Below are 25,959 nucleotides of genomic sequence, written 5' to 3' on the forward strand. Positions count from 1 at the left end.
TTGCGGGCTAGCTAAGGAGCATCATTATGTATCAGCTTATAGCCACCGATCTCGATGGCACATTGCTCAACGGCGAGCACCAAATCTCAGAATACACGCTGCAAACCATTACCCGTTTGTATCAGCAAAACGTTAAATTTTTAATCGCCACTGGTCGCCATTACATAGATGTGCGCCCCATTGCCGATCAATTCGATTTTCCAATGTATTTAATCACTTCTAACGGTGCCAGAGTGCACAATAAGCAAGGTGAAGTGCTATTTAGGGCCGACTTAAACTCACAAAAAATCGACCGCATTTTGGATATTTCTTCTCACTACACACTACATCGCAATATTTACCATGAAGATAACTGGTACGTTGAACAAGAAAACGAATATGTCCGCTCGTTTAATCAACACTCTGGCTTTGATTATCAGTTAACCGACTTCTCCACCTTAGAACACCAACATATTTGCAAATTGTTTTTTGTGGCCGATCACGAGGTATTGAACAAGCTAGAAAAAGACTTCATCGAAGCCTTTGGCGATAGCCTAAATATCACTTTTTCCCTGCCCGACTGCTTAGAAGTAATGGCGCAAAAAGCCAATAAAGGCGAGGCACTAAAAGCGGTACTGGCACAGAAATCGATAGCGCCAGAGCACTGCATTGCCTTTGGTGACGGCCTTAATGATAAAGAAATGCTTAGTCTAGTAGGAAAAGGTGTGATCATGGCCAACGCGCATGACCGTTTGAAGTTGACTTTACCTCACTTAGAACAAACACTTAGCAACAAAGAAAATGGAGTAGCTGAATATTTGATCGGCACTTTTAAGTTGTAGTTGTCATCTTAAGGAAAGGTAATGAGGCTTGTTAAAACACTTAGCTTAGCAATTTTTAGTTGTATCACATTGTTAGGGTGCTCCCAAACGCCTCCGCCAGAACCGCCAAAAAAAGTAGAGCCCGTTAAGGTACCGGTAAAACTTAACCCGCTTACTCCGCTAAAAGGGAGCCTCACCCTAAGCGCACCAGGCGCTATCTTCACTCCTTGTCAGGGAGATAAACAATACTGGGTTGAACTGTCTTCAGCAGATAAACAAGTACTTGGCCGTTTTGCAAACAACGCAAGCATCTACGTAGAGCTTATGGGCCGTTTTGCCAACGTGGGCAAGCAAGCGCCTCAAGCCGATTACTTGGCCAAGATCACCCCAGATGAATGGCAATACCTAGCTTCTGAAGGCCCAGGCTGCAAGCTTGATATTGCCGAGCTTAGTGCTTGGGGCAACGAACCGGGCTGGCGAATAGATATAGAAGACAACAAATTGTTACTCAGCACACTGTCGGGCGCAGCCAATAAAACCATTACTCGCAGTGGCATTGATAAGGGCCTGCACTACTGGCAAGCCGGCAGCGAGCTCTACCTCAGCGTTTCTAAACAACAGTGTTTAGACACCATGGCGGACAGTGTTTATTCCTATAGCGCCGAGTTAACTTATAAAGGCAAAATCTACCAAGGTTGTGCACGACGCCCATTCCAACAGAATGTGGAGCAACTTGCTGGCTACTACAAAGTTAAGCTTCCCACTGCATCTGGCTCTGGGCGCGTAGTAGATTTAAGCCTAAACGCCGACTTTAGTGCCGAACTGCAAAACACCTACCTTGAAGAAGAAAAAACCTTTAGCGAGAAGGGCTACTGGTACCCGCTTAATGAATCCAGCTTGGCCTTAACCTTAAGCCAAAGTAACCACCAGCAAGTGAAAAGCGACATGATATTTGACTGGGACGGGCGACTACTGCGTTTACGTAACCCAGAATCACAACAGCAAGGCAGTGCTGGGCTAAACATGATGAAAATGGATGGCCCCGCTGTAGCTTTAGGCACCAGCAAAAAAGTCTACCACCAACGTACCTTTGAACCTGCTACCTTAATGGCCAGCAGCGACTACGACCCTGAAGTTGAAGCAGCCTTAAAACAATACTTTAAGTTGCACCGCACCGAACTAAACGGCACCAAATACCAATGGTGGAAGTTTGATCTAAATGGCGATGGCAAAGACGAAATCATTACCTATGTAGACTGGTGCGGCAGCGGCGGATGTAGCTTATTGATATTTGAAGCCAGAGATAACAATCACCGTTTCTTAAGCAAAACCACACTGGTACACAGCCCCTTCTTTTTGGCTACGTCTAGCAATGCTCGCTGGCAAGACTTACTACTAGAAGTATCTGGCGGCGGAGCCACTCCAGGCCTGCGTTTACTGCGCTTCGACGGCCTAAGTTACCCACTTAACCCAAGCATGCAACCAGAAGCACCACAGCCAGCTCCAGTAAGCGGGATTACCTTCCATGCAGAAGCCTTTAGCAAAGGGGCTGGACGAGCATTAAACTAAGCTCACATCATTTGCTAGCTCAATACCTAGGCTAGCGGTACAATGCCCCTGATTTTTCAGGGGCAAGTTATGACACAGCAATTCGACGTTATCATTATTGGTGCAGGCGCCGCAGGCTTAATGTGTGCGGCTACCGCCGGCTATCGCGGGCGCTCGGTTTTAGTGATTGATAACGCAAAAAAAGCAGGCCGAAAAATCCTTATTAGTGGCGGCGGTCGTTGTAACTTTACTAATCAAAGTGTTAGCCCAGACAACTTCTTATGTGGTAACCCGCACTTTGTTAAATCCGCTCTGGCACGCTACCCCTCAAGCAATTTTATAGAGTTGGTCGAGCGCCACGGCATCGAATACCACGAACGCGATCATGGCCAATTGTTCTGTAACGACAGTGCTAAAGACATTGTAGACATGCTGCTCACCGAATGCGATTGGGCGGGCGTTACCATTAGCCTACGTAGCGAAATCAAATACGTAAAACAGCTCGATGAACAACAGTTTGAAGTGCACGCTGGAGGTCAATGCTACCAAGCCAGCTCCTTGGTAATCGCCACTGGCGGACTATCTATGCCTAAACTGAGTGCCACTCCATTTGGCTACAAATTGGCAGAACAGTTTGGCCTTAAAGTACTGCCCACTAGAGCCGGTTTAGTGCCATTTACTTGGCATAGCGATCAAAAAGAGCGCTTTGAAGCCCTTTCGGGCATCGCGGTGCCAAGTTGCATTACTGCCGCTAACGGCAAGCAATTTAGCGAAGCGCTATTATTTACCCACCGCGGCTTATCAGGCCCCGCTATATTGCAAATATCTAACTACTGGCAACCCGGTGAAGCAGTAAGCATTAACCTGTTACCCAAACAAGATGCCGCCTCCTTAATCGAACAGGTATTATCGCAACATCCCAAACAAAGCCTAAAAAACACCTTAAGCCAATGGCTGCCAAAACGCCTTGTAGAAGCACTATTTGACGAAACCACGCTAGCCAAAGCACTTAATCAGTTAGGCCATGGCGAACGCGACAGTATTGCAGCCAAGCTAAACAACTGGCAAATAACCATGAATGGCACCGAGGGCTACCGCACCGCTGAAGTCACCCTTGGCGGCGTAGACACTAACGAACTCAGCTCCAAAACCATGCAAGCCAATAATGTAAAAGGCCTCTACTTTATTGGCGAAGTAATGGATGTAACCGGTTGGCTGGGGGGCTTTAATTTTCAATGGGCATGGGCCAGTGGCGTAGCCTGCGGCCTAGATTGTTAATCAATTTTAGGAATGGCCGAAATATGGACAAAGAAAACTACCTAGCATTTTGTAAAGCAGAACTGCGTAGCGTGTTTGAAAACACCAAGGCAGGTAAGCCGAATGACAAACTTAAATACCGCGTTGAAGGCCTGTTTCACGCAGCAAAGTTACTAGGTTTACTCAGCACCGAGCAAGCAAACGCCATCATAGAGTCAGAACACCAAGCTGTATTTGGAGAAAGCGTTAGCGAAAGGCTAAAGCGCAAAAACCAACTCAAGCAGCTAAAAGAAAGCGATCCCGATGCCTACTTTAATATTCCAACAGTAGAGCGCCTTTAAACGCTGTTTAGCTTAAAGCTAAAGCCTAATTGTAGTTTTTGCATATTGACTGGAAATCAAATTAGAGCAACCACTACTTTTTGCTCTAGGGCAATTGTTATTTCATACGATTACAACAACCACTATAGGCGTTCTCACCCATGGCAAACGTAACATCATACTCATAAGCAAAATCAGACATATCATCTGAACATTGTTCTGTTTTACTTAGTGAAATTGTAATTTTGCCTTCTTTAGAATCAGCACCCTGTATAATCCAGCGATTAGTGTGATTGTTCGAAGCTAGCTTTTCCTTTAGTTCAAACATGGTGATATTGTCATCAATGTCACTATATTTAATCACTCCACCTTCTACATCTAAACCCCAAAAAGGTTCAGTACCTAAGCATTGCAATTGGGTCGCACTCGACGATGCGACTCCCATGAAGCCTAGGACCACGAGTCCTAGACAAGTGCTTAGAACGGATACGACTTTTCTCATACTATAAATCTTAAATTAGTTGACCAAGCAAACGCCATCATAGAATCAGAACACCAAGCTGTATTTGGCGAAAGCATAGGTGAAAGGCTCAAGCGCAAAAACCAACTCAAGCAACTAAGAGAAAGCGATCCCGATGCCTACTTTAATATTCCAACAGTAGAGCGCCTTTAGTCGCTTTCAGCTTGCTGCAAAGACCTAGTTATAATTTTTTGCATATTGATACAGCTGAGTAATTCTCGCTTTAACTAGTTCAGCTTTATAAGCGTTTCTAGAAAGATTATAAGAACTACCAAAATTGACTCTATTCCAATTTTCGTTGATAAATTGCAGCTCTGAGTCTCTAAATGCAATCCACTTACGTTGGGAAGCTTTTAATGACTTAAATTCTTCCTCATTAAGCGCGGTCTTCAGAAGTGTATAAGCCTTATTAAGTTCCTTATCGAGAAAAGCGTGGTAATCTGCATATTCTGAAATAAAGTCTACATTTTTGCTGTCACTATTCGACAATGCCACTTCATATTTTCCGGAAGTTATCTCAAACTCACCTAAGTAATTAGGGGCATCAGGGTTATCAATAGAAAAGGCGCTCCCTGAGAATAAAACTAAACAGACAGAGATAACTTTTATCCAGTTACGTTTTTTCATGCTACCAACCTTTATAAATATTGTTACTAAATATGTTCCACTCAGCATTTCTGCGGTTTGTTAGCCCCTTGTTAACTTTTCCCTGAGATTTATTCCACGCTTTCCACGCGCTTTCCAAATTTATGTAAGAAGTTGTTGCTTTGGGATCATTAACCAGCTTAACAACACTAGACTTTTTAAAGCCGTTAGTTCCGATATTAAATGCAAGAATGACTAAGGCATCAAACTGCCATTGTGTAATGGAAACTTTGATACAAGCTTTTACACTATCCACAAAGGGCTTGAGATCGGCTTTAAACAAAATATCTGCTTCCGCTTTTGTCGTTCCATTCTGATACTTTGGCCATTCAGCAAGACTAATCAAGTGCCCATATCCAATAGTTGCACCCTCAACCCAAGCTGATATATCTAGCCCGTTCTGATCATCATATGGTTTTAATCTGAGCTGTTCTATCCCTTGAAGTAGTGTCACTCCTTTAGCGCTAAGCTGCTGGGTAGACTTGGTAAATGAGGTTGCGGTTAGTTTTTCATTAATCTTTCGGTGACTGCCGCCATTGGCATCAATTCTTCCATCGGGGCGCACCATGCCCACGACTTTCTTTTGAAAGGCCTTAATTGCAGCAACGGTTTTAGAATTTTCTGGTTTCGACCCTAACTTGCCGTCTTCCACTAACTTCTTAGTTGGTGGAATGAGCCCTATCAGCTTGTTTAGTGCAGCTTGCACTGCTTTTATGTCATTAGGTTTATTAACCCCACCCAAGCCTACAGATTGGGTGATTTGTAACTTAGCCATTGTGATTCCTTGTACAAAGCTATATTTATAAATTTTTATGATGACCTTTTGCTAACTACAATGCTAACGCTACCAGTGCGCAAAGAAGAGCTTAAAATGACTTTGCCCCATTTATTTTTTAAGACTCAAAAAAATGAACAAGCCCTTATTAAATAACTTTTTCAATTTCTATGTTCAGCATATCTTCAAAAGAAGAAAAAGAATCAACTCGGTCTATACCAATTCGATCTCTAAACTGAAATTTATCAGAACTACTTTCGTAAACTAGAATCCCTGAGCTATCCTCACCGACAATTATCACATCTAATTCATCACTTCTTAAAGATTCTCGAAAAACTTCATTCATCTCAACTATATCTAGAGATGAGCCATTTAAGTCTGTTTCAGAATTTTTGGTACCATAAATAATAAGTCCGTTAAATTCTAAGCCGTTTACCAATTTCAAAAAACTTAAGAATTCTTTTGGTAACTCTATAGAAAATAAACTTCTAACTGTTCCTACCAACTCAATGACTTCGATATCGGTAGCAGGTGGCTCCAACACCTCCCCCCATTCCGAAGCTATGCTTCTAATTTTTTCTAATAACTGTTGCATATCAATAAATCCAACTATTTTACGTTCATCGGGTAAAGAAAACCGGGGGGAATCGGAAACTCAACTATTGCTGTACTACCATATGGAATATCGCTCGTTAAATCCTTCTGAGCATTAGTTATAGTATAGTGCTCAGAGTTATTTCTAATTAATACTAGATTTGAGAAGTCATTATCTCCACCGTCGTCAATAGGTATCTTATGGTGTACGTTGTACCCCTTTGGAACGCCTCCTTGTGCAACTTTTGCAATTTGAGCATCGCTTAAGCCTGCTGCTTTCATAAGGTTAACTTTCTCAGCATCATTGCCTATCGACTTTAAGAAGTTCTTTCTAACAGAAGAGTCAAATTTTTTCCTCAACTCAGCCAATGATTCTCTACTTCGACGGGTATAGTGGATTTTTCGAACTTCAATATTTTTCAAGACAACTGACTTACCTTTATACTTTCCAGTAAATTCTGAACTAATATTCCGATTTACCCTCGAAGGACCAGGTGCAGTTTTAACTAGTGACTTAGGGTTTAAAACCATCCCAACGGCAGCGGTACTGGCACCAAGCCCTTCCCAATCACCCTGCTCCCAATTCACAGACACAGTATCAGCAAACTGTTCCATTCCATCAATGCCTGTATTAACACGATGTATTGTTCTATCCACTGCACCGGTTGTAAAACCAAATGGGCGGGTCACATAATCAATAGGATAATATGCTGTATCAACAATGGTATAAGCGGCATCATAAGCCACCTCAACAGGGTTCGCGACTATTGCCTCTATTGCGGCTTGAGTGCTCTCTCCCCAAAACTTTGTGATACCACCAATGAAATAGGCTGCATTCATTAATGGGTTACCATCTTCTTTACATAACCCTAAGGGGTCTACCCAGTTAGTTGGGCTTGGGGTGTATTGATAAAGGTTTAAGCCACCGAGTAACTCAATTGGGTCTTGTTGTATGTACCTGCCCTGCTGCGGGCAGTAGTAGCGGTGAAAGTTATAGTGCAGGCCGCTCTCTTCATCAAAGTATTGACCCTGAAAGCGCAGCGGGTTGTCTATTTGCTTAACGCTTAGTTGTTCTATCGAACCATAGGCTTGGTAATGGGCTTGCCATACTATATTGCCTTGCTCGTCGCTTAAGCGAACAGGCGTACCAATATGGTCGAGGTGGTAATGATAAACCTGACCTTGTTTAATCATCGCTATGGGGCGGTGGCTATTGGGCTCGTATACATACCAGGTAAATTGGCCTTGGCTATGCTCACCCATTAGTTGATTACCTTCCCATAAATAATCGGTTTGCCCTTGGGCGGTAATTTTGCAGCTGCGACGGCCTAGAGCATCATAGTGGTAAACGGTGTTGTCGCCACTTTGGCTAAGCCTAACCAGTTGGTTTAAGCCGTTAAATACGCGTTGCTGACGCACCTTACTTTGGCTGGCGAGTACTTGGTTACCATAGCGGTCATAACGGTAGCTACACAGTTCATCACCCAGCAGCTTGTCACCCAACATGTCGGCTTGTTTGGGGTTGGCAAAACTATCCAGCTCAAATTGCTGGTTATTAGCATTGTGGCTAGTAGCCTTGGTGAGTTGGCTAAGTGCATCGTAGCTGTAGTTATTGTCGCCCAGCTCGCTGTCACTCACGCCTAAAAGTTGATCGCCCGCATCAAAACGGTAATGACGCTCAATACGGCTTGGAGCCTGTTCAGGTTGCTCTAACTGCCATTGCTGGCTTAACAAGCGGCCTTGTGCATCATAGTGATTATGCAATTGGTGGCGCTTGCTTAGCTCGCGGCTTACTTCTTCACCAGCAGCGTTAAAGCTGCGACTTATCACAGGCTGCTGGTTAAACCATATCGCAGATAAACGCCCTTGTTCATCGTAGCGATAAGTTAAGGCATTGCCATCGGGAAGTTGAGTGTGGCTGCGCAATCCTTGTGAATTCAATTGATAAATAGATTGCCAATTGTCTTGCCAGTTTTCTTGCAACTGGCCGTTAGCGAAGTAGCTAAAACGTAGTTTGCGCGCAGCATTGTTGGCTTGGCTCAACTTACCTTGTAAGTCATAAGCAAAATCGTTAATCAGGGTAATGCCATTAGCGGTGCTGCGCTGCTCGGTTACCTGACCTAGAGAATTGCGTTTTAGCTGAATCAGCCGCTCACTGTTTTCTGCAACTTGAGTAAGCTGCCCTGCTAGGTTGTATTGGTAATGCTGCTCGCGGCCATCAAAACCAATGGTTTTGCTAATACGTTCGCAACTGTCATATTCCAGTTGATAAACCTGCTCGTCGCTGCGTGTAATGGAGGTAAGATTGCGTTCTTTATCGTAACAAAAAGCCAACCATGAACCGTCGGGGTTAATCTGTTTAGCTGGCTGCGACAAGCCTTGATATTCGTAGCTTGTACTGCGCCCTAGCGAGTCGGTCACTTTAGTCACTCGCCCTGCTTCATCATAGCTATAGACCCTACGCTGACATTGCTCTGGCGAATCCTGATGATAAGACAAGACCTCAACAATATTGCCACGCTCATCGCGTTTGTATTGGCCAACCCAGCCCTTTCCATCTACTTCGCCATTGCACTCACCAATGGCGTTATAGCTATAGCGAATTAACGCATCACCCACTTGCTTGGCGCTCAACAAGCCTTGCTCATTCCACCAAAATTGTTGATTAGGCTGGTTACTAGCAGTTTTACTCACCAAACGGCTTTGCGCATCGTAGCGGTATTCGGTTACAACACCTTGTACATCGGTTTCTGTGGTTAACAAACCAAGGCTGTTGTATTCGCGCTTAAGCGATGAGCCGTCGGCATAGTCAACCTGTGTAACAAAACCCAAGCGATTATAGCTATAACGAGTAAGATTTTGATTTGGCGCTAGCTCAGCGTCTAACTGGCCCTGCGCATTGTAATGGTAACGAGTAGTCGCGCCATTTGGGTCTGTTTCACTAATTTTGCGCTGTAGTTCATCGTATTCAAATAACCAACAAGCGCCGTCGGGCGAAACTTTTTTAAGGATTTGACCTTGTGCGTTATGCCAGTAAGTCCAACAGTTTCCGTAACTATCAAAGCTGCGGCTAAGGCCTTGCTCTAGCTCATACTCAAATCGATAGTGATAATGCTCGTTATCGCCCCATTGCTCTATACACCGCGCGTTTTGCTCACTGCCATCCCAAGAAAAGTAATGAGAAAACCCCGAAGCGCGGGTTCGTTGAATCAATAAACCTAGCTGATAACGATACTGTTCTTGCTGACCCAAACGGTTGGTCGCAGTGCTTAAATGCCCTTGATCATCATAGGTATAACTTGCATAGCTTTGCGCTGTTTCGGCTTTAGAGCTGAGTAATTCAACCAGCCGACCTTCTAGGTCATAGCGTAGGAACAGTTGTTGGCTATGGTTGATTTCAATCTGGGTTAAGCGAGGAGCAACGGAGTAGCTAAGTCGATAATGCGTATCGACACCATCACTGATTTTGGTAAGCAGCCACTGCTCTTGCTGTTTAGAAAACTGCAAAGTTTTGCCATTGGCACTGCTAATAACAATGTTTTCAAGCTGATGTTGCAACACCGTGCCCGATTTAACCTGGCTACTTTTAGCGCCTACGACCACATAAGGAAAATGCTGCTGGTGCCCTAGTGAATCGGTAAACAACCAACCCGCTTGCTCACCCTGTAACTGTTCCAAACTGTAGTGAAAATTACTTCGCCAGCCTAAACCTAAACCCACATCTTGATGCGAAAGACTTGAGCGATAAGTGCGCTGCCAAACTAACTCACGATGACCTTGCAAGCATACATCGTCTAATTGCAGTACCTCTTCACCACTGCTCATTACAATGGGATCACCGCAAGTTTGGGTATCGGGGTGGTCAACAGCTTGAGTGACATCATCACTGCTATTTTGGTTTTTACCCTGCTGTTGGGTCTTCGAGCGCCCTCCTGGAGCTTTGGGTTCATTTGGGACGGATGAACTCCAAGAGGGCCTCGAAGCTGGAGAATGTTGAGGAATAGCTTTTTCAGCTTGGCGCTGAAACCACACCTCACCATTCGTTAACGCGGTAATTAATTTCTGATGCGGATCGCCAGCCAGCGTGGTAGTGACCAAACGGTATAAACGGCGTAAACCTTTGCCGTTGCTATCTGCAGCACCTGCAAAGTTAGCTAAAAATGCTGCTGCTTTTTCGGCATCACTAAAGGCTGGCTTGTTGCCCACATTACGTTTGCCGGTAAAAAAGTCATAAGCAAAGCCGTCAATTCCAGTGACTACTTCTTTTTGGGTTCCATCCATACTGCTCTTTTACACCACTAGGCGACCCACGCGAGCATCATTGCACTACGGTAAGTCTGATCAGAAATATCCAGTTGAAAACTCAAACCAGCATGTTTTTGCTGCTGATAGTGAGTAAATAAATGACACAAATTAAACAAGCCAGTACAGGCCGCTAAGTCCCCGACTCTGGCGTCAGCAAATATCACTTGGCTGCGCGAACCAACGCTATTTTCAAAACATTGAAAAGCCGCTAACCAACCATCCATTAACTCACTGCTTAAGGCACTTGGCATATAGCATTGAGTTAGCTCTTGTCCGCACTGGCCACGATAACGTTGGATTAACGCCGCCACTGTTGCAGCAATGCTTTTATCTGAGGTTTGCACCTCATAGCTGGCCCAAGGCACAGCAAAACCACGCTTAGCCGGCTGTAGCCGAGCAGCGATGAAACACTCACTAGCAATGCTAGCGGTTTGCTCAAGAGCTTGCTTTGCAGCTAAACGCTCATCTTGATGATAAGCCAGCACTTGAATTGAGCCTGCTAACTGCTGATTAAATAACTTAAGCGCTTGGCGCAGCGCTAATTGCATGGCGCAGCGACCATAGGGAAACAAATACACTTTTTTGCTTTGCGCTAACTGAGGTACCAATGCCAAAGTATCTTGATAAACTTGGCTTTTTGCCTGCTCTAGAGGCGCTTCAGGCAGCAATACAAACACCGCATCAGCATCGACTTTTAGCTTGGCTAGCTCGGCTCGATCTGCTTCATTAAAGCTGTAGTGACGTAGAGCCTGCTCGCCCTTAATGCTTACGGTTGCGGTAATCTCATCATCGCTTAAACCAAAAATAGCGTTTGAATCGCTGTATTCACCAAGCTGCAGGGCCTCAATATCTAGCTGCAAGTTCATGCCTAGCCTATTAACACCGTAGGGTTACCTACTACAATTTTGCCGCCATGGGCGGTTGAATCGCCTAATCGCGCTACTGCTTTACCACCAACCGTAACCGAAGAGGAACCCGACTTAATCGTATCTGGCGGTCCAATGCACACCAACTTATCACCCACGCAAGCAACTGGCATTCCGCCAGCGGTTACCGTACCGTTGCCGCCAACCACCGGGCCACCAACATGCGGTACTTTGTTTTGCACTTTAGGACATACATGAAATGACCCAAGCATTGCTACTGGCTTACCCATTATGTCCCTTAGTTCAGTGAAATAGCTGGCGCTTTAAGCGCGATAGAGGTGCCGTTAATCGATACCGAGGTACCTTTGATATCAATATTGCCGCCACTTGAAAGGGTGATAGAAGCGCCACCCGCTTTAATGGTGATTTTGCTGCCAGCCACTAAATCGATATTTTTGCCAACATCTATTACTAGGTTCTTACCTACTTTCTCAGACTGGTTTTCGGCAACGTCAATGCTGAGATCTTTACCAATTTTTTCAGTTTGGTTTTGTTTGATTTCGGTTTGTAGATCTTTCTCTGCCTGCATGTAAAGCAGCTCTTTACCGGCATCGTCATCAAAACGAATTTCGTTAAAGTTACTCTCGCCACCGCCTTTGGTTGAGCGAGTCTTTATTCCAGACTGCGATTTTTTACTAGGTAAGCCATAAGGCGGCATCTGGTCGCCGTTGTATAGCGCGCCTGTAATCACCGGTTGGTCAGGGTCGCCTTCTAAAAAGCTAACCAGTACTTCCTGGCCCACTCTTGGCAAGAAGAATGCGCCGTAACGGCTGCCTGCCCAGTTTTGCGAAACCCGAATCCAACACGAGCTGTTACTGTCGCTTTTGCCTTCGCGATCCCAGTGGAATAGCACCTTAATACGGCCATATTTATCTACATGGATCTCTTCACCCGGATCACCCGTCACCAAGGCTGTTTGGGCGCCATGAATCACCGGCCGAGCCGTGGTTTGGGATGGTCTGAACAATACGTCAGCCGGGATGCAAGAGAACTGATTGTGTAGCACTTGGCCGCTGTTTTTAGCTGCGCCAGTTTGGCTGGTAATGGCAACACTCAAACTAAGTTGAGTAATTAAGTAGCTTTTCCCTACCTGAGCGGGATCTTCATGTGATTTAAAACCAAAGTACTGACCAGCGCTAAAAGTAGCGCAAGTACTGCCACCTCGGCACACTAAGGCATCTCGCTGCATTGCTTCTAAAGCTACGTTGGCAGCATTTTGCAAAGCAGGGTTAAATTCAGAACCGGCATAATACTCAAACACTTCGCCATTTTGCTGTTGTTTGGTTAACGCCGTATTTTGCTGTTCACCCTTTGGTTTTGCGCTTGGTTTTATAAAGTCGTAACCGCCTTTACTCGCAATACCCGGAGTGATGTTTAGGTTACCACTCCAAGAGAACACGTGAGATTCTGACAATGAGCCGGTGGTAAAGGCTACTTTGCTTTCTTCTGCTTCGCGGTAGGCACTCAAAGCATCAGCCAATACAACACTGTGCTTGGCCTTGCTGTGTTCAATAATGTAAAAGATGCCTGCTTCTTCAAGCAAACGATGCACAAAGGCAAAATCACTTTCGTTATATTGAACTTTGTAACCCAAAGTTGGGTAACTTCCCTTAAGTTCACTTTTTACTTGCACGCCGTGTTCTGCAAAAATCTTTTTTACGATTTCGTCAGCGGTTAAGCTTTGAAAAATTCGGCAATTACTACGCTGCTTAAGAAAGTGTAAATTCGACACGATCTGTAGTTGGTAATCTTGGTATTTTTCGCCTTCAGCTTCACTAGGAACACGACTACCTAGAGAAGTAATACTGGCAACAACGCCATTAAAAAAACGGGTAACACTGGCTTTACCTTTTAGATAATCTAAATTAATGGTAACCGGTTTTCCAATAACGTCGGACTCAGATATTACCTGTCCATTTGTATAACAAGAAACATTAATAGAGAAAGGTGAAGATATACCTTCCTGAATATCAAACTGAGTAAGATGTAATACATCTTTACCCAATGGCGTTTCTATTTGAATGATATTCTTACTTTGACTTGCCTTTTCCATATGCTTCATGTTCACGCTAGTTAAAAAAATAAGCGGGATAGATTAACTACCCCGCAGAAAACCAATTACATTTGTTGGCCTTTAACACCGCTGTAACCGTAAACAAGCGGAGCTTGAACATTGTTTTGGTCATCGGTAGGTGTAACAGTCATCATCATTTCTGTGTAAGAAATAGTGATGTTTTCAACTGGGCGGTCATCTTGAATTGATACTGAGTAGCTAGAAATCATTGCGTCAGTCAGTTCAATTTTCATGATTTCTTCGATTTTCTCACCTTGCTTAGTAATGTGGAAAACCGCTGGCTTACCCTTACCAATAGTGGCTTCTTTGAAAAGATCTGGAGAAGCTTTATCTTGCATTTTAGTGATGTTGATATCACATAAACGCGTTGCACTCGCTTCACGATCTTGAGCAGTACCAGTGTGAGAAGAGATTTCACGTGCTACTGACCAATCTACAGACAAAAGAGTAATTAAGTCTTTGTACTGTTCAGCTGTCGCTTCACCCTTGATATCGCCGTACTTCAAATAAGTATTCGCTTGCATGCTAATTTCCTTTAGCTAATTAAGTAAAAATAACCCTAATGGGTATGTTTTAATGCAGCGTTTTAACACGCGCAATTTTATTAGTCGAAACCGTAAAACAATTTAATAAATGTCAAAAACATCAAAAACTGAATAACAATCACAACCCAATTAAGTGGTACATTATAAATATTTTGATCAATAGTGAAAACACTAATTACAACATTTCGACACAATAAGTATCTTCAACTAAATCTACGCTAATTTTCTCTATATTAAGGCGTTGAGATATGGCTTCTAATACCTTATTAGAGATCACAGGCAACAATTCATTTTGAATATTATTTTGAATTGCCCTTGCGCCAACATCAGCATTTTGAGACTGGCTGTTTAGGTGTTCGATGACCGCTTCAGAAAAACTTAATTCTGCTTGGTAATTTCGAGCAAATCGCTGCTCAACTCTACCTAGCTGTAAACGCACAATTTGATTTAGCGTGTCGCGGTTAAGTGGCACAAATGGGATGAGATTTAGGCGACCAATAAAGGCTGGCTTAAATACTGCGAGTAAATCATCACTTAGAGCGTGTTTTAGCCCTTCGATATCAGGAGCTGTTTCTTCATCTTCAAATAATCCGGTGGTAGTTTCGGTACCCACATTTGAAGTCATGATGATGATGGTATTTTTAAAGTCGATGTCTCGACCTTCGCCATCTTTAATAGTGCCTTTATCGAACACTTGGTAAAAAATGTCTTGCACGCCCGGATGGGCTTTTTCCATTTCGTCTAGTAGCACTACGCTGTATGGCTTACGGCGCACGGCTTCAGTAAGAACACCACCTTCTCCATAGCCGACGTAACCAGGAGGTGAACCCACCAACAGAGAAACCTTATGCTCCTCTTTAAATTCCGACATATTGATAACCGTTAAGTTATCTTCGCTGCCGTATACTTGCTCAGCTAGGGTTAACGCTGTTTCTGTTTTACCAGTACCGCTTGGCCCGGTTAGCAAAAACACACCGTTTGGCTTGCGCTCATCACTTAGCTGAGCACGCGCTGTTTGCACCACTTTACTAATGAGCTCTAGTGCGTGGTCTTGACCAACAATTCGCTCGCCCATCTTTTGCGGCAAACTTAAAATGGTTTCCACTTCGTCTGATTGCATGCGGCCCAAAGGTATGCCAGTCCAATCGGCAATAACTTCGGCGACTAGCACTTCGTCTACTTCTAAAAACACCATTGGTTGGGCAACTTCTGCCAAGCTCGCTTTAATTTCTACCAGCTGCTCGCGGGCATTTTCTTCGGTTTCTTCCTCAGCATTGAGAATGCTATCGGCATGTTGCTTAGCTTGAAGCACCATGCCTTGCTCGTCTCGCCAAGTAGCCTCTGCTTGCTCAAAGGCACTTTGGGTATCAGCCAATTCTGCATTGAGCTGCTGCAGCAATTCTTGATGCTCTGAACCGGTTAACTGCTCGCGTTCCAATTGCTCGATTTGCGCAACTAACTGTTGTTGTTTACGTTGTAAACGCTCTACTTGGCTAGGGGTAGCGGCTTGGCTCATCGCCACACGGGCACAGGCGGTATCAAGCAAAGCAACGGCTTTGTCGGGTAACTGGCGAGCATTAATGTAGCGGTTAGATAAACGCACTGCGGCTTGCAAGGCTTGGTCGCTAATTGATACGCGATGGTGCTTTTCCATCACAGGTAGTAAGCCGCGTAACATCACAATGGCTTTTTCTTCGCTTGGCTCTTCTACTTTAACCACTTGGAAGCGGCGCGTTAACGCTGCATCTTTCTCAAAGTACTTTTTGTATTCGGCCCAAGTAGTTGCCGCAATAGTGCGCAGTTCACCGCGCGCCAGCGCGGGCTTAAGCAGGTTGGCTGCATCATTTTGGCCAGCTTGGCCGCCGCTACCAATTAAGGTATGCGCTTCGTCGATAAACACAATAATAGGTGTAGCTGAGCTCTTCACTTCACTGATTACTGACTTAAGACGATTTTCGAACTCACCTTTCATGCCTGCACCAGCTTGCAGCAAGGCTAAATCTAAAACATGAATCTTTACGTTTTGCAGTGATTCGGGCACATCATTGTCAGCAATGCGCTGCGCTAAACCTTCAACTACTGCAGTTTTACCTACACCGGCTTCGCCAGTAAGTATCGGGTTGTTTTGGCGACGACGGGTTAAAATGTCGATCATCTGGCGAATTTCTTCGTCGCGACCAAGTATTGGGTCAAGCTTGCCTGAGCGCGCTTGCTCGGTAAGGTCGATAGTAAACTGATCTAAACTTGGTGTTTTGCCCGAGCCTTTAACTTGGCTTGCAGTTGCAGCTTCGGCATTTTGATTAAGCGTCGGCCATACATGCGCCAGCTGAGCCGGGTCGATGTTTTCTAACTGCTTCAAGAAATGCATGGTGCTAAAACTAAGGGTATCGTCGTTTAGCAAGGCATGAATAATGTGGATAGGCGCAATATTGTCTGCGCTGTATTCAATAGTGGCGGCCATCCACGCGGCGCTTAATAAGCTGACAATTTGCGGCGATAAACCAGGAGTTTGCTGATTACCGGTTTTAGCCCGCTCTAGATTGCGATTTAGATCGGCAGTTAATGCATCAATATCTACCGCAAAATGCTCGGCCACCAACATAAGATCTTCGGTTTGGCCTTCGCACATCGCTAATAACCAATGCTGGATCTCTACACTAAAATGACTGCGGCTATTAGACAACGCAGCGGCCGCTTCTAGGCTCTGCTTGGCTGTGGGCGATAGCTTCTCAACCATTGATTTTAAAGTCATTGTCGACATCTGTATTTCCTATAATCCTTTAAACAAAATCTACTACGCGATGGGGATTTTGGTTTGTTCATCCATTCGCTTACTGTTAATGGTTAGCGCGCTACCTTGGCCTAAGCCCAAACCGGTTTTACCTAAACGCGAACTAGGCATATCTCGATAACGGGCCATTAGGCTCCAACGAGGACGCACGTGCGCGGGCAAGTATTCGGCGACGGTTTCTTGTAATAATGAAAGTGTTTTACTGCCCGGCAAAAGTTGCTGAGCCCCTTGCGCATTGGCTGCATGAATTTCAATTTCTAATGCAGAACCTACATCCCAAACCTTGCTGCCAATGGTGGCACTGCGTCCTAGTTGCGCATGTTGTCCTTCTGGATTAACCCGGCTCGCTAAGCTGGTTTGCTCTTCATCACTTAGCGATAGCCATTGTCCTAAATGCTCATTAATCACAACCTTGCAGCCTGAAATAAGCTCTACAATTTGCTTTAAACCTTGCGCACTACGAATAGACTGAGCAAACAAACCACCTAGGTATTGCTGGGTATGATTTGAAGTACCAGATAAAGAGTGCAAGGCACTAGAAATAGGATCTTTCTTGTTGGTTTGTTGCTGACGCTGATACTGCAGGGGGAACTGATATTTCTCCCAAGCGCGGTGATATAAAGAAATCAGGCGATGATGGAAAATATCCAGAAAGTCTCGCATCGACTCGTCTTTCTGCTTGCAACGATCCATTACCCATTCACTGTAGTGACGGGGCATCACACCACTTGGACCAGTTAAACCAAAGAAGTTAACAAACACTGAATAAGGCTGGTTTTCAGAAACAGGCGCTTCTACCCGCTCCAAAGCTTTACCCGGAAAACCTAAGTTTTGCGGCACTTTAAAACGTAAGGCCTCATTCTTGGGTAAAGTATCAGAACCCACACCGCTGTGCTGTGCACCTCGGCCAGCTTGGATAGCAACCACGCTGTGGTGGAAGTCTTGCTCACTGCCACTGTTTAAGGTGTCAAACAGCTTCATATCAGCTCCTTGTCACCAGCCATCGCCGGCCAACGGTGTAATACATTGCTGGCACCCAAGTGTTTAATCGATAAACGGGTGAAGCTGTTTATGGTGGTGTACTGAGCGAAAAAGTGCGCCAATACGTTGCCAAAAAAGAACAAGTTAATACCGGAGAGTTCTTGATTAACAAACTCCAAAATAATGTCTGAACCGTGGCAAAAACCCACTCGGCCATTTTGCACAACCCGAGCTGTCGCCCGCTCGATGTTTACCTTAGCGATAGCTTCAATCAATACTTTGGTTTGTGGTGATTGCTTAAAATCGTAAAGCTGTAATAGCTCTTGTAGCAACTTAACCGCATTAGGCTGAGCAAAGTGATTAAGGGTTAGATGACTAGCCAACTGCCAACGGGAAGCATCAAACATAGCGGGGCGAATAGGCTCGCTAAAGGGCAATAAGCAACGGACATTCTTAAGCGAATCGGCACGGCTTGGCACCACTATCGATGGCTGTCCACCACCAAAAGGCAAGCGCGCTGGCAAATTACGGTTACTGCATAATGCTTTAGCTGATACCAACCACTGTTCATGCTGCTCGATATCTAAGGCTTTAGCGTCACCATCAACCACTGCTAAGTAGCTTTCAACACCGGGTTCGTCGTGTCCACCAGCCCATTTGTTTAGTTCACGGCGTAGCGTCCAGAACAAATTGCCCGCTTGAGGGTAATGCGGTAATTGGCTACCGTAAAACGGCGTCACATCTACACTGTTATCGTGTTGATCGAAGGCTTCTACTTCGGTCACTCGCACTACTTCGGATATATCTGCATCTCGATAGCGAGGCACTAAGCGGTGTTCGAAACGAGCGGGGTCTAAACGTAAAGGCTCCAGCTCATCCTCAAATAGGTTTATCACTGGCACACAGCCCAGCAAAATATTATCGGCGGTAAGTTGCTTCGCCAGTATGTCTGAATCGCTATCAAGATAAATGTATAAATCCACCTCATGCTGGTCACCAAACCAACTAGGATCTAAATCTTGTAGCTCAAAAAACATGAACTTTTCAGGGCAAAGAAAGTGCTCAACCAGCAAGCGATAACCATTAAAAGTTCGCTGATCATAAGGCACCACTTTTTCATCATCAGCAAAACCCACCGCACTAATATGGCGAGCCTGCAAGTAGTGGTTAGCTTGTAAACTGCCCGGAGAGGCAAACGCCAATCCCACACTCGATTGGAAAATTAGTTGATAAAGCTTGTAACTAAGCTGCGGTTGTCCGTGAATGTAGAAACGCATTTTTTGCACGCCCACATCACTAAAGGCCACATCATCAAACTCACAACTTAAACGCAGCTTTATCACCGCTGCAGCATTCTTTTGAAAGTTAGGGCGTGGCGCTTTAAAAGGCGCGCCTTCAAAGCTCGCTTGAGTAACTTCTACTGGCCACATTTCGGTGTCGTAGCAAGTATTAAAACGACAACTTTTGTAACCCGGCACTTGAGTTTCTAACTCGGTGCCTTTGGGGATCATCAAGCTATAGTCAGTAACATTTTGCGTGCTCATTTTGATTACCGACATCGACGGAATTGGCGCGTGGTAATCGGGATATAGCTGCCCTAACAAGGCTTCGGTTAACTCTGGAAAACTGTCATCAAGCTTTTGTCTTACCTGTGCCGTAAGTAACGACACTCCTTCGAGTAAACGAGAAACATGTGGGTCTTCCACATTTTCTTCGCTCATACGCAAACGGCCAGCCACCTTGGGATAGCGCTCGGCAAACTCGGCGCCCATATGGCGTAAGTAAGCCAGTTCGCGGTTGTAGTACTTTAACAGCTCGTCACTCATGCTCTACTCAACTATTTTTATGCCAAGGCATACCGGTTCAACTTCAGAGTCAAAGGTCATTTCCTCTGGCTCAGGATCGGCATGACAAAGAGCATGAATACGCAAGCGTAATACCCGATCAAGCGGTTGCTCTTCACTTACGGTTGTCACCGATAAATCAATAAAACGAGGTTCAAATTTGCGAATGGTTTGCTCTACAATTTGACACAACATCTCGCGGCCATCTTGGCTACTCAAAGGCATAGATGAGAAGTCTGGCAAACCATAACTAAATAAAGATTTGTCCAACTCGCTGTACCATTCAGGCCAGGTATGCCAATGCAATTTGGCGTTAAGCAAAGCCTCTAGATCACGGCGAATACTGCGCCGATAAGCTTGTCGCCCGTAGCTTGAATAGATATCACTGCTTGCTGCATTCTCATCCAAGTTATTACTTAACCTGTCGAGTAATGAAAGCTGCAAAGCGGGTTGAACAGTGCTCATTACTCTGCAGCCTCGGTGGCTGTTTCTACAGAGAACGACTCCAACTGAGAAACAGCTAATGCGTCATCATTTACTAACCACATTTTTTGCCCTCGACCTTGGTAAAACTCAGAACCTAAAATGGCTTGCCAATCGGTTTCTCTGCCTAGCTTTTCAGCATCGCTTTGGCTGTTTACATAGGTCATTGGCAAGAACACTTCGCCTGAAGGGCCATCTTTAATGTCTAACTCGGCGCGGCGCCAAATGTGCTCAAACAAGGTGGTTTCTGGCAGTAGTTTTAACCAAGTGATGTCAGAAAACGGCACAAAGTAATACAAACCATTAGAGCCAAATACTTCTAGGTAACCCGCTAAGCTGTCATCTAAATCACGCAGCTCGTTACAGTTTTTACCGTTAATCTCTACTTCAGCTGATTGGCGTAAGCTTTCTAGTTGCTGAGCAGCTTGTTCAAACTCAGTTTTGTTGTCACTTAACTGTGCCAAGCGCACTTCCACCAAAGGCGCTAAAGTTTGCGACGCGCCCGTCACCAAACTTGCGGTATCTCCACCAGCTGCAAAATCTACCCGCGATTGCGCGGCATGCACTAGTTGGCGCATGTTTAAGGCACCAGGAACACACTGTGGATGCTGCTTAACCAACAAGTCCAACTGCTGATCAGCACGCTCTAGCTGGCCATCAATACATAACAATTCAATAAAACTGCTGCGTGTATCTAAGTCCTTAGGCATCACTTTTAGGTGAGCAATGGTTTGTGCGATTGCTTCACTTAATTGTCCTTGTTGAATCAACTGCTTTATTTGTTGTTGCATCTGTTTATCCTGCTTGGTTATAGCTTGGAGATAACTCAGTTATCAGGCGAATACTGGAGATCATTTGGTCGAGCTGAAAATGCGGACGCAAATGGATAATGGAGTAATAATGACCAGGTTTACCGGCTTGTTCTTTAACTTGAATCTTGGCTTCGTTTAGCGGGTAACGCGCTCGAATTTCGTCGGAGGCTTCATCAGAAGCGGTGGTGTAAGCATGCAACCAGCTTTGTAGGTCACGCTCAATCAAGTTAGCGTTATCAAATGAACCAACTCGATCTCGCCCCATCACTTTTAAGTAGTGGGCAAAGCGAGAAACACACAATACGTATTGCAACATCGACGATAAGCGCGCATTTACCGCTACCGATAAACTGTCGTAGTTTTTCGGTAAGTTGACGGAGGCATTGCTATACAAAACTAGGTGTTCTGTATGCGGAACTGTAGACACTGGAATAAAACCGCTGTCAGACAATTGCTTCTCTAAACGGTCGCCCACTTGCAAATTCACCGAGGGCTTAGCCGAGCGCATATGGCGCGAAAACTTAAAGCGAGAACTGGGTAAATCGAATACCAAACCGTGCTTGTATTGGCCTGGCTGCAAGCCACGAATTTGGCTAAACCAGCCAGATTCTTTAAAAGCGCGCAGAGCCACGGCAGCGACACCGTATGCCGCGTTGCCCCATAAGTAGTCACCTTCGGCATCGTTAACTTGCTCAACAAACATGAAGCCTTCTTGGCGACGGCCATCTTGTTGATAGGGCTCACGCATTAAAATATTGGGCGCGGTAATGCCTAAAAAGCGGGAGTCTTCTTGGCTACGCAGCTTGCGCCAATTAATGTATTCAGCTTGCGAAAACTGCGCACTAATATCTCGAACTGATGCCAGTTCACTGAAAAAATCGACACCAAACATTGATGGCGCAGCGCCAGTTACAAAAGGCGCAAACGCGGCGGCGGCTGCATGGCTAATTGCCCTAAGCGCATCAATGTCGTTAGTAGGCATGCCACGTTTGGCTTTGTGCGAGATTTGGTAGTCACCCACAATCATGCCAAAGGGTTCACCGCCCGGCATGTTGAACTCATTAGTATAAATAAGCTTGAACAGCTCGCTTTGATCAAACTCGATGGCACGTGATACGTCACGGCAAAGCTCGCGCCAGTTAAGGCTAATTAACTTAACCTTGGCAACCAGGCTGTGGTCTTGAGTACCTGAATGCTCTGTAAGGTATTTCACCCCGCGCCAACTGGCTTCTAAGTCCTGAAACCGTTGATGGTGAATAATCGCGTTCACTTGGTCATTTAAACGCTCATCAATGTCACGAATGGCACGCAGCAAAATCGGCCTTAGGGTTTCCGCCGTCCAGGCCGCGTCATACTGTTGATTGTCACGTTCTAACCAAATTCGCAGTGCTAGATAGGCGTCTTCTGCCGCTAAAAACTTATCCACCACTTGGCTCTGGGCACACCAATCCACATCAACATGTTGAGTATCTAACTCAACTTGATGCAGGCTCTGGCTATCCACAAAACTCAGTGGTGGTAAAGTTTGGCTCATGGTCATAGTAATAAGGCGGGCCTTGCGACCCGCAATCTAGTTATCCGCCGATTTCAGGGATTTTTGCGACTAAGCGCAGTGAAGTAGTCAGTTCTTCCATTTGTAACCAAGGACGTAACCACGCAACTGCGTTGTACGAACCAGGCGCACCCGGAATCTCTTTTACTTGAACTTTGGCGTCAGCCAATGGGTATTTAGCTCGGATTTCTTGACCGCCGCCCTCAGAAGCATTCACGTAATTAAGAATCCAGCGGTTAAGCCAGTTTTCAACGTCTTCGGCTTCCATAAAGCTACCAATCTTGTCGCGCGCCATTACTTTTAGGTAATGAGCAAAACGAGAGGTGGCCATCATGTAAGGCAGGCGAGATGAGATAGCCGCATTTGCTGTTGCATCTGGGTTATCGTATTTCTTCGGTTTTTGACAGGTCTGCGAACCAAAGAACACCGCGTAATCAGTATTTTTGTAGTGACAAAGCGGTAAGAAACCTAACTTGCTAAGCTCTGCTTCGCGACGGTCGGTAATACCAATTTCGGTAGGACACTTAAGATCTGGGTCACCGTCGTCAGATACAAATAGGTGAGAAGGTAAGTTTTCAACTTTACCGCCACCTTCAGCGCCGCGAATTGCCGTACAGAAACCATATTTAGCGAAGGCTTCAGTCATCCGTACACCCAGTACGTAAGAAGCATTCATCCAACAGTACTCGTCGTGCTCGGTGGTTTGTGCCATACCAGTTTGCTGATCAACTTCGAATTCTTCGTAGTTAAACTCTTCAATTGGTGTAGTTGCTTCACCGTAAGGTAAACGCGCTAATACACGAGGCATCGCTAAGGTTACAAAGCGTGAATCATCGCTTTCGCGGAATGAACGCCATTTAGTGTATTCAAGAGACTCAAATACTTTTTCTAAATCACGAGGCTTGCTAAGTTCTGTCCAGTTATCAAAGCCAAACAAGGCTGGCGAAGAAGCTGATAAGAACGGCGCAAAACCAGCGGCAGCAACGTTCGACATTAAGCTTAACGACTCGATATCTTCTGGGTGATTAGTAAATTCGTAATCGCCCACCAAGGCACCATAAGGTTCGCCGCCTGGCGTGCCAAATTCAGATTCATACACTTTTTTGAAGATCTGGCTTTGGTCAAACTCAACCGCTTTACTTAAATCTTTGTGCAGCTCTTTTTTGCTCATGCTAAGCACACGGATCTTAAGTGTTTGGCTGGTTTCAGAGTTCATCACCAAGTAATTAAGACCACGCCAAGAGCCTTCTAGCTTTTGGAAGCTCTCGTGGTGCATCACTTCAGCAAGCTGCTTAGAAATTAGCTCATCAATACCGGCAATGGCTTCTCTAAAAGTTACAGTTAAGTTTTTATTCCAACTCACTGTTCCCTTTAACGCTTCATCGGTAAGCGTACGTAATAATTCTTCTGAACGAGAACTATCGGTTTGCTTAGTGGCACCAATCGCTTGTTCTAAAATTGAACCTTGTGCTTCTTCAACACTTGGATCTAGAGTAGTTTGGCTTTCTACGCTCATTCTGACCCCTCCGCACTAGGCTCTTTTTCAAGCTCACCTTTTAGCTTCTGCAGAGAATCAGTATTGTTAAGCACTTCTTCTAAGATGTTTTCCAGATCTTCTGAGCGGTCAACCTTAGTCATTAAGTCACGTAGTTTATTACGGGTGTCCATTAACTTACGTAAAGGCTCAACTTGGTTAACTACCGCTGCTGGATCAAAATCTTTCATTGAGCTGAACTCAAGCGCTACTGACATTTGTGAGTCGTCATCAGCCAGCTTGTTATCAACTTTAAATTCCAGTTTAGGATTCATGCGCTTAAGTACGTCATCGAAGTTATCACGGTCAATTTGGATAAAACGACGGTCTTTTAGTGGCTTCAAGGCTGCGGTGTTGTCACCCGCAAAATCGCCCATAACACCGACTACAAAAGGTAGTTCCTTTTTAACTGCAGCCCCTTCAGTTTCTACATCATAAGTGATGTGAACTCGTGGCTTGCGTACCCGAGACAACTTGCCGTGGATACTGTCCATATCAATCTCCTTGTTCTTGATTAACACGCAGAGCGCTAAGCACCACGTTAGTCCTGTGATTCCGATGAAATACCAGTCAATCGGAAATAACCGGTCCGAGCATCGTTGTCAGAAATCAGTTCTTGCAATAGATCTGGCAAGCTCATTCCACTCCAACGAACCACTTGTTCAATGGCATAAGCCATTGGCGAGTGAGGCTCGGTTTGCTTAAAGAACTCAGCAATCTTGCCGAGTTGTTGGATCGCGTCTGCGCGATTTCTTAGTTGATTACTGGGTCCTTCTGGCTCTGCCTCACCGGACTGTTCATCAGATTCTGTTAGTGTTTCTTCAGTTACCGTTTCAAGCTCAACCGCGCTAAGTTTGTCGGCAGCCAAGTAACGCACTGCCTCCATGCAATCGGTTAAACGCTTAACTATGTGCGAACTAGGTTGTGGCTCACCCACCGCTTCATCCATTGCTGCAGATAACTGCAAATAGGCTTGAGAAGCCGCTTCAATGTCTTGCAGTAATTCTGTGAAAAACGCGGTACTGGTGGCTTTTACTGTGAGGGTGATGTCTTCAAGCTTTACTGCGCCAGAAGCATGGCGCTGGTTGCGCTTAGTTTCTTCTAAACGCTCAACTTCACTGGCTTGTTCAAACTCCCACAGCGAATACGGCTGCTCTTCGATTAGGTCAGTGAGTGGCACGCAGGCAATTGGCATTAACAGAGTGCCTTCGCCGTCGTAGCCGTTTAGGCCAACTAACGGAGCAACACGTGTCACTAAGCCATCTTCATCAGGGCTTGGATATAAATGTTCCCAATGGTTTTCAATTAAGGTGCGCGCAATATCAAAGCCTTGGCGTAAGCCTTTAAAGCCTTTGCGGCGCACTAAACCTTCGATTAACCAAGCCGCTAACTCTAAGTCTTTACAGCTTTCAACCAGTACTTCAGGTACTTGATTGATAATCGGGTCCCACTCATTAGCAAAGCTAAGTAAGGGTTCGTTATCCACCAAAGCATTACGTTCCGCGGCGCGAGCCGTATTACGCACATCTTTGAGGGTAAAATACGTAGATAATGGCGATGCGTCTAAACGCGGGTCTTCGCCGGTTGGTAAGTCTTCTGACACAGGCTGTGCAAGTTTTTCAAAATCAATATCAGACAATTCTTGAAACATTC

The 25,959-nt window shown here is 45.1% G+C and carries 22 protein-coding genes; 4 read left to right on the forward strand and 18 right to left on the reverse strand.

Annotation, left to right across the window (positions count from 1 at the left end; all coding sequences use genetic code 11):
* Positions 1-26 precede the first annotated feature (26 nt).
* The 4 genes from ACYFDN_RS15725 to ACYFDN_RS15740 all read left to right on the forward strand — a co-directional run bounded on the left by ACYFDN_RS15725 (position 27) and on the right by ACYFDN_RS15740 (position 3,946).
* Positions 27-821 carry a Cof-type HAD-IIB family hydrolase gene (locus tag ACYFDN_RS15725; protein ID WP_483511866.1) on the forward strand — a complete coding sequence of 265 codons (795 nt, stop codon included), beginning with the start codon at positions 27-29 and terminating at the stop codon, positions 819-821.
* 21 nt (positions 822-842) lie between these two features.
* The gene (locus ACYFDN_RS15730) at positions 843-2,369 is read left to right on the forward strand and encodes a copper resistance protein NlpE N-terminal domain-containing protein (RefSeq protein WP_483511867.1); all 1,527 of its coding nucleotides are present in this window, start codon (positions 843-845) and stop codon (positions 2,367-2,369) included.
* 69 nt (positions 2,370-2,438) lie between these two features.
* A complete protein-coding gene (locus ACYFDN_RS15735; protein ID WP_483511868.1) occupies positions 2,439-3,626 on the forward strand; it encodes a BaiN/RdsA family NAD(P)/FAD-dependent oxidoreductase in 1,188 nt (395 codons plus the stop codon).
* A 23-nt stretch (positions 3,627-3,649) separates the two neighbouring features.
* Positions 3,650-3,946, forward strand: coding sequence for a hypothetical protein (locus ACYFDN_RS15740; protein ID WP_483511869.1), 297 nt, complete (start codon positions 3,650-3,652; stop codon positions 3,944-3,946).
* A gap of 97 nt (positions 3,947-4,043) precedes the next feature.
* On the opposite strand, the gene ACYFDN_RS15745 is transcribed toward ACYFDN_RS15740, so the two are convergent.
* The 18 genes from ACYFDN_RS15745 to tssA form a co-directional block, all read right to left on the reverse strand.
* Positions 4,044-4,370: a hypothetical protein gene (locus tag ACYFDN_RS15745; protein ID WP_338623185.1), complete on the reverse strand. Its 327-nt coding sequence runs from the start codon at positions 4,368-4,370 to the stop codon at positions 4,044-4,046.
* Between the two features lie 252 nt (positions 4,371-4,622).
* A complete protein-coding gene (locus ACYFDN_RS15750; protein WP_338623183.1) occupies positions 4,623-5,072 on the reverse strand; it encodes a lysozyme inhibitor LprI family protein in 450 nt (149 codons plus the stop codon).
* A gap of 1 nt (position 5,073) precedes the next feature.
* On the reverse strand, positions 5,074-5,865 hold the full coding sequence (locus ACYFDN_RS15755) for a glycoside hydrolase family protein (RefSeq protein WP_338623179.1): 792 nt from the start codon (positions 5,863-5,865) through the stop codon (positions 5,074-5,076).
* A 148-nt stretch (positions 5,866-6,013) separates the two neighbouring features.
* A complete protein-coding gene (locus ACYFDN_RS15760; RefSeq protein ID WP_338623176.1) occupies positions 6,014-6,460 on the reverse strand; it encodes a YrhA family protein in 447 nt (148 codons plus the stop codon).
* A 14-nt stretch (positions 6,461-6,474) separates the two neighbouring features.
* Positions 6,475-10,740 (reverse strand): RHS repeat-associated core domain-containing protein, encoded by a 4,266-nt coding sequence (locus ACYFDN_RS15765; RefSeq protein WP_483511870.1) that lies wholly within the window; start codon positions 10,738-10,740, stop codon positions 6,475-6,477.
* Positions 10,741-10,757: 17 nt separating this feature from the next.
* On the reverse strand, positions 10,758-11,630 hold the full coding sequence (locus ACYFDN_RS15770) for a hypothetical protein (RefSeq protein WP_483511871.1): 873 nt from the start codon (positions 11,628-11,630) through the stop codon (positions 10,758-10,760).
* A 2-nt stretch (positions 11,631-11,632) separates the two neighbouring features.
* The gene (locus tag ACYFDN_RS15775) at positions 11,633-11,920 is read right to left on the reverse strand and encodes a PAAR domain-containing protein (RefSeq protein ID WP_016399932.1); all 288 of its coding nucleotides are present in this window, start codon (positions 11,918-11,920) and stop codon (positions 11,633-11,635) included.
* A gap of 8 nt (positions 11,921-11,928) precedes the next feature.
* Positions 11,929-13,743 carry a type VI secretion system Vgr family protein gene (locus tag ACYFDN_RS15780; RefSeq protein WP_483511873.1) on the reverse strand — a complete coding sequence of 605 codons (1,815 nt, stop codon included), beginning with the start codon at positions 13,741-13,743 and terminating at the stop codon, positions 11,929-11,931.
* Positions 13,744-13,808: 65 nt separating this feature from the next.
* The gene (locus tag ACYFDN_RS15785; protein ID WP_016399934.1) at positions 13,809-14,288 is read right to left on the reverse strand and encodes an Hcp family type VI secretion system effector; all 480 of its coding nucleotides are present in this window, start codon (positions 14,286-14,288) and stop codon (positions 13,809-13,811) included.
* A gap of 196 nt (positions 14,289-14,484) precedes the next feature.
* A complete protein-coding gene (gene tssH, locus ACYFDN_RS15790) occupies positions 14,485-17,070 on the reverse strand; it encodes a type VI secretion system ATPase TssH (protein WP_483511875.1) in 2,586 nt (861 codons plus the stop codon).
* A 33-nt stretch (positions 17,071-17,103) separates the two neighbouring features.
* Complete coding sequence (tssG, locus tag ACYFDN_RS15795) at positions 17,104-18,081, reverse strand: type VI secretion system baseplate subunit TssG (RefSeq protein WP_483511877.1); 978 nt, start codon at positions 18,079-18,081, stop codon at positions 17,104-17,106.
* The gene (gene tssF, locus ACYFDN_RS15800) at positions 18,078-19,907 is read right to left on the reverse strand and encodes a type VI secretion system baseplate subunit TssF (RefSeq protein WP_472589737.1); all 1,830 of its coding nucleotides are present in this window, start codon (positions 19,905-19,907) and stop codon (positions 18,078-18,080) included. The genes tssG and tssF overlap by 4 nt, the downstream gene beginning before the upstream one ends.
* Before the next feature lie 3 nt (positions 19,908-19,910).
* Positions 19,911-20,390: a type VI secretion system baseplate subunit TssE gene (gene tssE, locus ACYFDN_RS15805; protein ID WP_016399938.1), complete on the reverse strand. Its 480-nt coding sequence runs from the start codon at positions 20,388-20,390 to the stop codon at positions 19,911-19,913.
* Positions 20,390-21,199: a type VI secretion system accessory protein TagJ gene (locus tag ACYFDN_RS15810; RefSeq protein ID WP_016399939.1), complete on the reverse strand. Its 810-nt coding sequence runs from the start codon at positions 21,197-21,199 to the stop codon at positions 20,390-20,392. The genes tssE and ACYFDN_RS15810 overlap by 1 nt, the downstream gene beginning before the upstream one ends.
* A gap of 4 nt (positions 21,200-21,203) precedes the next feature.
* Positions 21,204-22,760 (reverse strand): type VI secretion system contractile sheath large subunit, encoded by a 1,557-nt coding sequence (tssC, locus tag ACYFDN_RS15815; RefSeq protein ID WP_016399940.1) that lies wholly within the window; start codon positions 22,758-22,760, stop codon positions 21,204-21,206.
* Positions 22,761-22,794: 34 nt separating this feature from the next.
* Entirely contained in the window at positions 22,795-24,288 is a 1,494-nt protein-coding gene (tssC, locus tag ACYFDN_RS15820) for a type VI secretion system contractile sheath large subunit (protein WP_016399941.1), read from the reverse strand.
* Positions 24,285-24,800, reverse strand: coding sequence for a type VI secretion system contractile sheath small subunit (gene tssB / locus ACYFDN_RS15825; RefSeq protein WP_016399942.1), 516 nt, complete (start codon positions 24,798-24,800; stop codon positions 24,285-24,287). Before tssB ends, tssC (ACYFDN_RS15820) begins: the two co-directional genes overlap by 4 nt.
* A 47-nt stretch (positions 24,801-24,847) precedes the next feature.
* Positions 24,848-25,957: a type VI secretion system protein TssA gene (gene tssA / locus ACYFDN_RS15830; protein ID WP_220719470.1), complete on the reverse strand. Its 1,110-nt coding sequence runs from the start codon at positions 25,955-25,957 to the stop codon at positions 24,848-24,850.
* Between the last annotated feature and the right edge of the window lie 2 nt (positions 25,958-25,959).

It is taken from the genome of Agarivorans sp. D1326, from assembly GCF_056958115.1.